We start from the raw sequence: 10,790 nt of genomic DNA on the forward strand, positions 1-10,790 counted from the left end.
GGCCGCGAGTTCTGCGGAACGGCGGTGACGCGCGGCCCCGGTGAGTATCTCGTCGGTAGAGCCTCCGGCAGTTCCCCGCTTGTTCTTGTCCGACTTTCGCTTCTTCGACGTGCGTGGGCGGCCGAGCCAGCGCAGGAACAGCAGCAACGCGATCGCGAGCAGGATGATCGCGATAACGATCAGCACGATCGTCAGACCGTGATTGGACGAGTTCACGTGTGGAAGCGGCGGAGGCGAGGGAACCGCAGTGGACGGCGCCGGACTCGGAGCGGGCCCGCGATGGTACTCGGGCTTTGACAGCTCACGGATCGCCAGCTGCCGTGCCTGGTTGCTGGTGACGGTCACCGGCGTGTCAGTGCGCGCCACGGCCACCGTCCCTTTCCTTCGCATTGCCGCTGCTCCGGGCGATACGCGCCCAGGCGATGCGGATGTCGAGCCCTTCGCGGCGGAAACGCCGGTCCACGTAAAGCATCGTCGTCACCGCGGCGCGGAACGGAGCTGTGAGCGCCTGGATCACCACGACTACCACGGCATAGCCGACCAGCCACCAGTACGTCACACCGGAGACGGCCTCACCGTCGAACAGGTCGCCGACCCCGTGGACGGAGCCAATGTAGTACTGGCAGATAAGCAGCGGCGCGACGACCACCACCGCGATGCCGAGCGTCAGCAGCATGACCCACATCGTGCGCCACCGGCCGTTCGACACGAGCTTGTGGGCGCGGCCGAGTGCCGCAAAAGCGCGTTTGTCTTCGAGCGCGGCGACGGGCGCGGCTACTGCCCACTCAGCGGTCAGCCATGCGGCGAGCGGAAGGCCGAAGAGGTTCAGAAAGACCATTGCGACGCCGACGTTGCTCTGCGCGTTGTTGACTATCGCAAGCGTGGTCAAGGCGTAGAGGACGAGCAGGATCAGGCGCGGCAGGTTGGCCACGACCGCGATAAGCGACAGGCGCGCGACCAACTTGCGGGCAGGGCGGGTCGGCGTGGCTGTCGCCGCCCCTGCTCCGTCTACGTACCGGTTGACCGGTTCGGCGATCAGACCGGCCATAGACGTCACGGCGATGCCTGAGAACACGATCGGCGTGAGTGCGTTGACCATGACCAGGCCGAGGGTGCCGGTACCACCGGTCCGGCCGTACTGCACGATCGTGTTGCCGAATATGTCGGTGGTGATGAGCGGATGGACGCGAGTCGCGGCGGCGACAGCGGCATCGAACACCCATGTGAACGCGAAATCCGCCAGAGCCAACGCGGCGACCAGGACAGTGGCCCAGCCCAACAGTGCCGCGGGCACTGAACGCACCGCACCGATCGCGCCGTCGATCAGCTCCAACACGCTGAGCGGCCGCAACGGGATCGGGCGCAGGCCTGTCCGCTCGCGCGGCTCCGGCGGCGCGGGGGCAGCGCGAATCGCGGTCGTGACCTCCGGCACAGTAGTACCGGGCATGGTCCAGGCCGTCGGCTGTTCTGGCATCCCCCACCTCGTCAGTGGCCCACGTTTCCCCACTCCGAAGCAGATCCACATCCTGCCACGCGCAGCCCTGTCAGGCCACCATCGGACCCGGCCGTTCCGGGCGGCTCGGCCATCACCAGGCCCCGCTCATTGCCCGTTCCTTGTCACGGGCCCGTTCGCCGCAGTGCGCCGATTTTCGCATAGTTACCATCCGACGGCGGATTGATGCGAAGATGAACAACATGAAGGGACGTGTGCTCATCGTCGACGACGACACCGCGCTGGCTGAAATGCTCGGTATCGTGCTGCGCGGCGAGGGCTTCGAGACCGCGGCGGTGGCCGACGGCGACCGGGCGTTCGGCGCCTTCCGGGAGTTCAAGCCGGACCTGGTGCTGCTCGACCTGATGCTGCCCGGCCGGGACGGCATCGACGTGTGCCGGCAGATCCGCGCGGAGTCCGGCGTCCCGATCGTGATGCTCACCGCGAAGAGTGACACGGTGGACGTGGTGGTCGGGCTCGAATCCGGTGCCGACGACTACGTCATCAAGCCGTTCAAGCCGAAGGAACTGGTGGCGCGGGTCCGGGCCAGGCTGCGCCGGGCCGACGAGCCCAAGCCGGAGACGCTGAACATCGGCGACCTGTCCATCGACGTGGCCGGCCACTCGGTCAAGCGCGACGGCGAGTCCATCGCGCTGACCCCGCTTGAGTTCGACCTGCTGGTCGCGCTGGCCCGCAAGCCCTGGCAGGTGTTCACTCGCGAGGTGCTGCTAGAACAGGTCTGGGGCTACCGGCACGCCGCGGACACCCGCCTGGTCAACGTGCACGTGCAGCGGCTGCGCTCGAAGATCGAGCACGACCCGGAGAAGCCGGAGATCGTGATCACCGTGCGCGGCGTCGGCTACAAGGCCGGACCGGCCTGATCGGGGGAACCCGAGACGTCCGATTTGCGTCGTCTTCGAGGTAGAGCGGGCGGCGGGCCACGGTGCCCACAGCGGCCGTGCCCACCGAGTTCTCTCGCGTACCCGGCGCGGCCGGTGGCCGGTCGGCCGTGGACGCGTCAGCGCGCAACAGGGGGACCGGTGGAGCGATGGGCACGAATGTGGGAGTGAGGCTGCGGCGCGTGCTGCGAGTGCTCGCCCGTGCGCTGCGCGACCTGCCCGCCCGCTGGCGCCGCTCGCTACAGCTTCGGGTCATCTCGGTCACCATGGTGCTCTCGCTCGCCGTCGCGGTCGGCCTCGGCTACTTCATCGCGCAGCGCGTGGCGGACGGGATCCTCAACACCCGCCTCGAAGCGGCGAAGGAACAGGCCATCGCCGGGTTCCAGACGGTGCAGCAGGGCTTCTCCGCGACGAACGTCGACTCGTCCGCCGACACCGGGGTGCTGACCGGGAGCATCACCCGCTCGCTGTGCAGGAGCAGCACGCAGTTTCAAGTCGTCCTGACCGCGAAGAAGGAGAATACGGACAAGGCCTACACCTTCCCGGCCGGCTGTGCGTCATTGCAACCGGACACGTTGCCCAGCGACCTGTTGACGCAGGTGAGTACCGACGCGGCAGGCGCGATCTACTACAAGTTCGCGACCGTCGGATTCAACTTTCCGTCCCGCCAGGTCGACGCGATCATCTATGGGCAGCGGCTGACCATCAACAACAACGCCGTCGTGTTCACCGCCGAGGCCTACTTCGTCTTCCCGCTCACCCAGGACGAGCAGAACCTCCAGCTTGTCGAGCTGTCCCTGGTGATCGCCGGGTTCATCCTCGTGCTCGCGCTGGTGGGGATCGCCTGGTTCGTCTCCCGGCAGGTGGTCATGCCGGTGCGGATGGCCGCCGGGATCGCCGAGCGGCTGGCCGCCGGCCGCCTTGAGGAACGGATGCGGGTGCGCGGCGAGGACGATCTGGCGTCGCTGGCCAACTCCTTCAACAAGATGGCGGCGAACCTGCAAAGCCAGATCCGGCGGCTTGAGGAGCTTTCCCGGGTCCAGCGCCGATTCGTCTCCGACGTCTCGCACGAACTGCGCACGCCGCTGACCACCGTGCGGATGGCCGCGGACCTGATCCACGAGGAGCGCGACGCCTTCGAACCGGCGGTCGCCCGCTCCGCCGAACTGCTACAGAACCAGCTCGACCGGTTCGAGGAACTTCTCGCCGACCTGCTGGAGATCAGCCGCTTCGACGCGGGCGCGGCGATCCTCGACGCGGAACCGGTCGACCTGCGCGCGCTCGTCCAGCGAGTCGTGGACAGCACCGCGCCGCTGGCCGATCGCAAGGGCAGCGAGGTCGTCATCAAGGCTCCGGACGAGCCGTGCGTGGCTGAGGTGGACGCCCGCCGCATCGACCGCGTCCTGCGCAACCTGGTCGTTAACGCCATCGAGCACGGCGAGGGCCGCCAAGTGGTCGTCACGGTCGCCACATCGGACGATGCCGTGGCCGTCGCGGTGCGTGACCACGGCGTCGGACTGCGGCCCGGTGAGTCGTCGCTGGTTTTCAACCGGTTCTGGCGCGCGGACCCGGCGCGGGCGCGCACCACCGGCGGAACCGGCCTGGGCTTGGCGATCGCGCTGGAGGACGCTCGGCTGCACCATGGGTGGCTCCAGGCCTGGGGCGAGCCGGGCGGCGGCTCGCAGTTCCGGCTGACCGTCCCGCGCACCACCCGGATCGAGCTGCTGCGCTCGCCGATCCCGCTGGAGCCGGAGGACTCGACCCACCACCTGCGCCAGCGCCGCGGTTCGCCGGGCTCCGCAGCGCCGGACGGCGGACCGCGCTCGGCCGTGTCAGATTTTCACACTGCGTCAGATCATCACACTGGTTTTGACCATCACACCGTGTCTGATCATCACACCGCCCTCGACCCTCGCCCAGCCATCGGCGACTCCGAGCGGCCCACCGTCGCCGGAATAGGCCATGGCGAGGTGCGTGACGTGATAAGCAGCGATGGCCGCAGGGTGGGTGACCAGGCATGACCGCGCCATCGCCGCGCCGCGCCGCGCTCGGGCTGCTCGCGTTGGCGGCCCTGCTCGGCACCGCTGGTTGCGTGAACTTGCCGGCGAACACGACGGTAAGGGCCATAGGCAAGCAGGCGGAGGCTGGAAGCGGTGCCGACGTGCGCGTCTGGCCGCAGGCGCCACAGAGCACGGACGGCCCGCTGGAAATAGTCGAGGGCTTCCTTCAGACGGCGGCCAGCGACCCGAGCAACCTTTCCATCGCGCGGGCGTATCTCACCGGTGACGCGCTGAACTGGCGTCCGAACCGGGTGGTCGTGTTCAGCGACGTGTCGAGCCCCGACCCGGTGGCGAACTCGGGCGGCGGGTCCCCGTCCGGCGACGTCCAGGTCCAGATCAGCGGCACCATGATCGCGAAGGTCTCCGACGACGGCGCCTATCAGCAGGTTCTCGACGTGGCCAAGGACGCGACTTACACGTTCAGCCTCAGCCACGACCCGGCAAAGGGCTATCGGATCGACAAACTGCCCAGCGACGATTTCGGGATCCTGCTGACGCAGGAGGCGTTCCGCGCGAACTACGCCGCGTACTACCTCTACTATCTCAATCAGGACTCGCCGGCCACGAGCATGATCCCGATCCCCGACTACCAGCGTTCGCAGGCCGGTGACGCCGCTACCGCGCAGAGCCTGGCGACCGCGTTGCTGAACGGGCCGCCCGATCCGCTCACCGGGATCGCCGAAGTCGCCGTTCCGGAAGTCACCCTCGGCGGCTCGGTGACGATCGGGCCGGACGACACCGCCACGGTCCCCATCAAGACTCAGAGCGGTTGCTCCGGGCGGGCCTTGGGCCCGTGTCGGCAACTCGCCAACCAGCTGCTCGCCACGTTCAGCAGCCTGGCTTCGGTCAGCGGCGTCCAACTCGTCGATCAGCAGGGCGACCCGCTCGTGACCTCGTCCAAGATGGACGCCCTCGTTGACGAGTATCACATCGCGACCGGCGCATCCAAGGGCACGTCCTTCTACTTCCTCGACACCCAGAACCACCAGGTCAACCATTACGAGCCCAACGGTGGTGCCGCCACCATCAACCCGGCGCAGGTCGGCCCGGACAACCGCAAGTACTCGCAGCTAGCGGTCGGGCTCTACGCAGGGCAGACGTGGGCTGCCGTAGTCGACGACAAGGGCAGCAAGCTTTACCTGGCCCCGCCCGGTGCGTCGAAGGACTCACCCCCGGTTTGGCCAGGGCACCACATCAGCTCGCTGACGTGGGATGCGTTCGGCCACCTGTGGTTCCTCGACACGGTCGGCGGGATCTCGTCGCTTTACCGGCTCGATCTCACCGCCGGATTGCAGCCGCTGGTCCAGCCCGTAAGGCTCTTCGGGGCCGACGGCACTGTCGATCAGGTCGCGGTCGCCCCCGACGGGCACCGGATGGCGGTCTCGTACTCCGGACCCGGGACCACGCCGGGATCCACGGTCTACTCGGTGGGGATCGGGATCGTCGACGAGGACGCTCCATCCGGTCTCGCGGTGAACCTCGGCTACGGCGTCGATCAGCCGGTCGTCTACCACTGGACGTCGGTCGTCGACATCGACTGGCGCGCCAGCCAGTGCCTGGCCGTGCTCGGCTCGCAGTCGGCCTCGTCTCCGGTCACGGTCGCCGAGCTGAACTCCGACGGCTCCCCGGTCATGAACGCGGCCGATCTCAACCCGGTCACCTTCAACCCGCCGACCGGCGCGACCAACGTGGAATGGAATGGTGGCGCCCTCCTCGTCGCCACGAAGTCGGGCACCGGCGCCTCGACGGTGGAGCAGATCGAGCAGTACTCGTTCGCGGCCGGCACGTGGGGCTCCATCACCAGCGGGTACTCGCCTGAATATGTGAATTAACTACATGCTCGGATCTGCGTCCTTGAACACCATGCTGTGCCTACTCTGACTGCATGCGGGCGGATCTGACGGAGCGTCAGCGGCGAAGATGGTGGACGACGCTGCTTGATCTTGTCCTGCCCGCCGAATGTGCAGGATGTGGGCGCACGGGTAGTGCCGACGTGACGGAGGGCCTGTGCAACGCGTGCACATTCGCGCTCGGCGGCCCGCCGATCACGGTCAGGCCGGTACGCCGTCCTGCCGGGCTCCCCACCGTCCACGCACTCGCGCCGTACCGGGCGCCGGTTCCTGACATCATCATCGCCCAAAAGGAGTACAGCCGCCTCGACCTGGCACGCCCCCTCGGCCGTCACCTGGCGCGTGCCGTGTTAGCGGCAGCCGCCGACGTGTCGCCCTTCTGGCTGGTTCCGGCGCCGTCGGCACGCGCGTCCACCCGCCGCCGCGGTCAGGATCCGGTACGGCGGATGGCCCATGTCGCCGCCGCAGAACTGCGCGCTCGCGGCAGGGGCGTGAATGTGCTGCCTGCGCTTAGGCACAGCCGCGCAGTATCCGACCAGGTCGGCCTCACCCACCTGGAACGCGCGCGGAACCTCGCGGGCGCACTGACCGTGCGGCCCGCGGCACGCAATCGACTCCCTCTGCGGCCGGTCGTGATCGTCGACGACGTCATGACCAGCGGATCCACGCTCGCCGAAGCCGCACGGGCGATCAGGGCCGCTGGAGGGCGACCGGTCGGCGCGGCAGTGCTCGCGGCGACCCGCTTCCGCGTCCGCTGATCGGAACCCCGGCTCGGCCATACGTGCCGAAAGTACTGTATGAGGAACCCAGCGCGCGGAACCCGGGGAAACCCAGTGCGACTGAGTTCTCCGTGCCCGCCACCATCCGCAAGGAGAAGTTGCCTGCTCGGCACGCGACCATTCACCCTCTTGGCGGAGTACGGCCGATGGCCCCTACCGTTCATGCTCCGGCGGCACTACGTTCGTTCGCATGAGCAGTGCATGCGACCACTGACGGCGGAGATCTGAGCACCCCGAATCCAACCAGCCGGAACTCAGCCGCACCATTCCATCGTTACCCCTCCACAGCCGGATCTTTCCGGCATACGGTTGACAACCTGAAACCAGTCGCAGGAGGCGGTGCACCGAACCGACGATTCCCCCACCCAGCCACCGAGCGCAGCGCGGCCCCGCGCCCAATTCCGGGGCGGCGCCCGAGCCTCATCAGGGTCATGAGTCAGCGAGCATAAAGGGAGACGCGCGTGGACATCGTGGTGAAGGGCCGAAAGACCGAGGTGACCGAACGGTTCCGCAAGCACGTGACCGAGAAGCTCTCGCGGATCGAGCGCTTCGACGGCAAGGCGATGAGCCTCGACGTGGAACTGTCCAAGGAACGCAACCCCCGGCAGGCCGACCGCTGCGACCGGATCGAGATCACGCTTCGTACCCGCGGCCCGGTGGTGCGGGCCGAGGCCTGTGCCGCGGACGCATACGCCGCGCTCGACCTGGCCACCGCCAAGCTTGAGGCGCGACTGCGCCGGGCCGCCGACCGCCGCCGTGTGCACCACGGCAGACGCAGCCCGGTCTCCGTCTCGACGGCCACCTCGACGCTCGCCGAGCTTGAGGCCGCGGAGATCGCCGAACAGATCGCTGCATCCCAGCCACCCGTCGCGGACAGCCACGACGACGTCCACCATGCAGGACCGATCGAAGTGCAGGGCGACGGTCCGATGGTCGTGCGCGAGAAGACGCACAGCGCGCCGGCGATGGACCTGTGCCAGGCGCTGTACGAGATGGAACTCGTCGGGCACGACTTCTACCTGTTCGTCGACGCCGATTCGAAGCTGCCCTCGGTCGTGTACCGCCGCCACGGCTACGACTACGGCGTGATCCACCTTGAGGAGAACGGCGCGGCGCACTATTCGAGCGGGCAGCCCGGTACGTCGAGTGCCGCGTGACCACGGTCTCCGTCCTGGTCTCGGCCCCTATACCGACGCCTGGCGTCCTCGGCAGCCGTTACGGCCTAATGGCCGTAACGGCCCGAGCAATCGCCAAAGCCTGTCGGCTGTCGAGGGCACGATCGGCGCGGATCCGACCGGTCGGCGCACGTCAACGCGAGATACGGCGACCAGCAGCCGAGCGGCACTGTCACTCCCGGGCCCGCGCCAGCTATTATCAGGTTTCGCCGATACTGTGCGATGATGATTCGGTCACTCAGCGTATCCGGCGTCTCGTCCGGGAGTAACGGGCGCCTGCCCGGACCGGCCGATCCAGGTTCAAGGGGGTACGGACAGGTGGCCAAACCCGATTCCAGCCGTTCCGCTGGGCTGCGCCCGGAAAGCATTCCGGCGCAGGCGCAGGTGAAACCGCAGGCACAGGCGCAGGCGGGCCGGGCGCGGGCCGGTGCCCACACCGGAAGGGCGGCGTCCGCCGATCCCATCCGGGTGCTGCTGGTCGACGACCACGCCCTGCTGCGGCGCGGCCTCGACATCGTGCTACAGCAGGAGCCTGACATCGAGGTGGTCGGCGAGGCCGGGGACGGCGCCGAGGCGGTGGAAAAGGCCGGGGAACTGCTGCCCGACGTGGTGCTGCTGGACGTGAAGATGCCCCGGCGAGGCGGCATCGAGGCGGCCGCGGCGATCAAGGAGGTGGCCCCGTCCACCCGGATTGTCATGCTCACCATGAGCGATGAGGAAGCCGACCTCTACGAGGCGATCAAGGCCGGCGCCACCGGCTACCTGCTCAAGGAGATCCCGCCGCACGAGATCGCCGACTCGATCCGCGCGGTGGCCGGCGGCCAATCGCTGATCACCCCGTCGATGGCCACCAAGCTGCTCAGCGAGTTCGCCACCATGGCCCGCCACGGCGAGGAACGCCGCGAGCAGGGACCGCCCGCGCCGAAGCTGACCGACCGCGAGCTGGAAGTACTCAAGCTCATCGCGACCGGGGCGAACAATAGCAAGATCGCCAAGACGCTGTTCATCAGCGAGAACACGGTCAAGAACCACGTGCGCAACATCCTGGAGAAGCTGCAACTGCACTCACGGATGGAAGCGGTCATGTATGCGGTCCGCGAGAAGATCCTCGACCTGCCCTGACAACCGAGCCCGCACCGAACCGCACAGCGTGCCACCAGGCGCATTGCACGTAGCACTTACCACCTGAACACATGGACACCACCACCTGACACACCGTCAGCCGCCCTACCGACAGCTGCCCAAGCACGAGACAGACCGTCACCTAACACACCTTGAACTTCGTACCGCATCGCTCGACGTAATCCCCTACGCTCGGCGCACATGACGACCACCGAGCCGACCGGCCCGACCGGACCGACCGGCCCCGCAGGGAACACCGCCACCACGGGCATCGGCAGGGTACTGAGCCGGTCGGATCTCAGCATGATGACGGGCGCGGGCGTCTTCACCGTCGCTGCGGCACTCACGAAGGGTGGGGGCGCGATCGTCCCCTTTCTCGTCGCCGCGATCGCGGTCGCGCTCCTTGCCGCGCTGGTCGGCAGGTCCGTGGACCACCTGGCGGACCGTCTCGGCGCGGGTGCGGTCGGCGTGCTGCAATCGGCCTTCGGCAACCTTCCGGAACTGTTCATCGGCATCTTCGCGTTGCGCGCCGGCCTGGTCGACGTGGTCGCCGCCGCTGTCATCGGCTCGATCCTCGGCAATCTGCTGCTGGTCCTCGGCCTGTCCTTTTTTGTGGGCGGCCGGAGGAACGGGGTGCTCTACTACTCACAGACCCGTGCCCGCATGATCATGGCCCTGATGATCCTGTCGGTAGCGGCGATGCTGGTCCCGTCGCTCGCCTCGTACATCCACGCTGCGGCGGCCACGCACGAGGTGGGACTGTCACGAATCACCGCGGTGGTACTGCTCGTCGTCTTCGCCCTGTCGATCCCCGCCTCGCTGCGCCGCGAAGAACCAGACGGCGCGGGCGCGTTGGAGCCGACCGCCATCGAACAGGCTGCGGAAGCGAAGGCGCAGGAGGCGGCCGAGCACGGCGCGGGCAACCACTGGCCGCTCGCCTTGGCGGTGTCCATGCTGGCGGTGGCCGGGGTCCTCGCGGCGTACGTGTCCGACCTGTTTGTCAACGCTCTTCAGCCGGCGATGAACTCGCTGCACATCTCCCAGGCCTTTGCCGGTCTCGTGATCGTCGCCATCGCGGGCAACGCGGTCGAGAACGCCGTCGGCGTGAAGCTCGCCTGGCAGAACCAGGCCGACCACGCGCTCTCGGTCATCCTCAACAGCCCACTACAGATCGCTCTGGTCCTCGCCCCGCTTCTGGTGCTCCTTTCGCCGCTGGTCGGCGGCGCGAGCTTCACCCTGGTCTTCAACCCGATGCTGGTCTCCACGGTGGCGATCTCCACGATCGCGGTCGCCTACCTGGTCTCTGACGGTGAGTCCGACTGGCTCGAAGGCGCCACGATGGTCGGCCTCTATGTCCTGATCGCCGCCGCTTTCTGGTGGGGATAAGTAATTCAATAATCCAGTTCTGCCGAA

8 protein-coding genes and 1 pseudogene are annotated in these 10,790 nt (G+C 67.8%); 7 read left to right on the forward strand and 2 right to left on the reverse strand.

Annotated elements, in window-relative coordinates; all coding sequences use genetic code 11:
* Window positions 1-366, reverse strand: a pseudogene (locus tag VGS97_RS23940) (hypothetical protein); the annotation flags it as partial.
* Window positions 353-1,474 carry a hypothetical protein gene (locus VGS97_RS23945; RefSeq protein ID WP_326855888.1) on the reverse strand — a complete coding sequence of 374 codons (1,122 nt, stop codon included), beginning with the start codon at window positions 1,472-1,474 and terminating at the stop codon, window positions 353-355. The pseudogene VGS97_RS23940 and the gene VGS97_RS23945, both read right to left, overlap by 14 nt.
* 221 nt (window positions 1,475-1,695) lie before the next feature.
* Here VGS97_RS23945 and mtrA point away from each other — a divergent pair, with 221 nt between their 5' ends.
* The 7 genes from mtrA to cax all read left to right on the forward strand — a co-directional run bounded on the left by mtrA (window position 1,696) and on the right by cax (window position 10,763).
* Complete coding sequence (mtrA, locus tag VGS97_RS23950) at window positions 1,696-2,373, forward strand: MtrAB system response regulator MtrA (protein WP_331683515.1); 678 nt, start codon at window positions 1,696-1,698, stop codon at window positions 2,371-2,373.
* A gap of 167 nt (window positions 2,374-2,540) precedes the next feature.
* Window positions 2,541-4,412: an MtrAB system histidine kinase MtrB gene (mtrB, locus tag VGS97_RS23955; protein ID WP_326855890.1), complete on the forward strand. Its 1,872-nt coding sequence runs from the start codon at window positions 2,541-2,543 to the stop codon at window positions 4,410-4,412.
* The gene (locus VGS97_RS23960; RefSeq protein WP_326855891.1) at window positions 4,409-6,283 is read left to right on the forward strand and encodes an LpqB family beta-propeller domain-containing protein; all 1,875 of its coding nucleotides are present in this window, start codon (window positions 4,409-4,411) and stop codon (window positions 6,281-6,283) included. The genes mtrB and VGS97_RS23960 overlap by 4 nt, the downstream gene beginning before the upstream one ends.
* Window positions 6,284-6,444: 161 nt before the next feature.
* Window positions 6,445-7,059: a ComF family protein gene (locus VGS97_RS23965; RefSeq protein ID WP_326855892.1), complete on the forward strand. Its 615-nt coding sequence runs from the start codon at window positions 6,445-6,447 to the stop codon at window positions 7,057-7,059.
* A 482-nt stretch (window positions 7,060-7,541) separates the two neighbouring features.
* Entirely contained in the window at window positions 7,542-8,237 is a 696-nt protein-coding gene (gene hpf / locus VGS97_RS23970) for a ribosome hibernation-promoting factor, HPF/YfiA family (RefSeq protein ID WP_326855893.1), read from the forward strand.
* A 402-nt stretch (window positions 8,238-8,639) separates the two neighbouring features.
* Entirely contained in the window at window positions 8,640-9,377 is a 738-nt protein-coding gene (locus tag VGS97_RS23975; protein WP_349262242.1) for a response regulator transcription factor, read from the forward strand.
* Between the two features lie 201 nt (window positions 9,378-9,578).
* Window positions 9,579-10,763, forward strand: a complete 1,185-nt coding sequence (gene cax / locus VGS97_RS23980; RefSeq protein WP_326855895.1) for a calcium/proton exchanger — start codon at window positions 9,579-9,581, stop codon at window positions 10,761-10,763.
* Window positions 10,764-10,790: the final 27 nt, after the last annotated feature.

The organism is Actinocrinis sp. (genome assembly GCF_035946395.1).
Lineage (GTDB): Bacteria > Actinomycetota > Actinomycetes > Streptomycetales > Catenulisporaceae > Actinocrinis.

Coding starts and splice junctions, on each gene's coding strand:
- VGS97_RS23945 (WP_326855888.1), bottom strand. CDS start 1,474: ATGCCAGAACAGCCGACGGCCTGGACCATGCCCGGTACTACTGTGCCG.
- VGS97_RS23960 (WP_326855891.1), top strand. CDS start 4,409: ATGACCGCGCCATCGCCGCGCCGCGCCGCGCTCGGGCTGCTCGCGTTG.
- mtrA (WP_331683515.1), top strand. CDS start 1,696: ATGAAGGGACGTGTGCTCATCGTCGACGACGACACCGCGCTGGCTGAA.
- cax (WP_326855895.1), top strand. CDS start 9,579: ATGACGACCACCGAGCCGACCGGCCCGACCGGACCGACCGGCCCCGCA.
- mtrB (WP_326855890.1), top strand. CDS start 2,541: ATGGGCACGAATGTGGGAGTGAGGCTGCGGCGCGTGCTGCGAGTGCTC.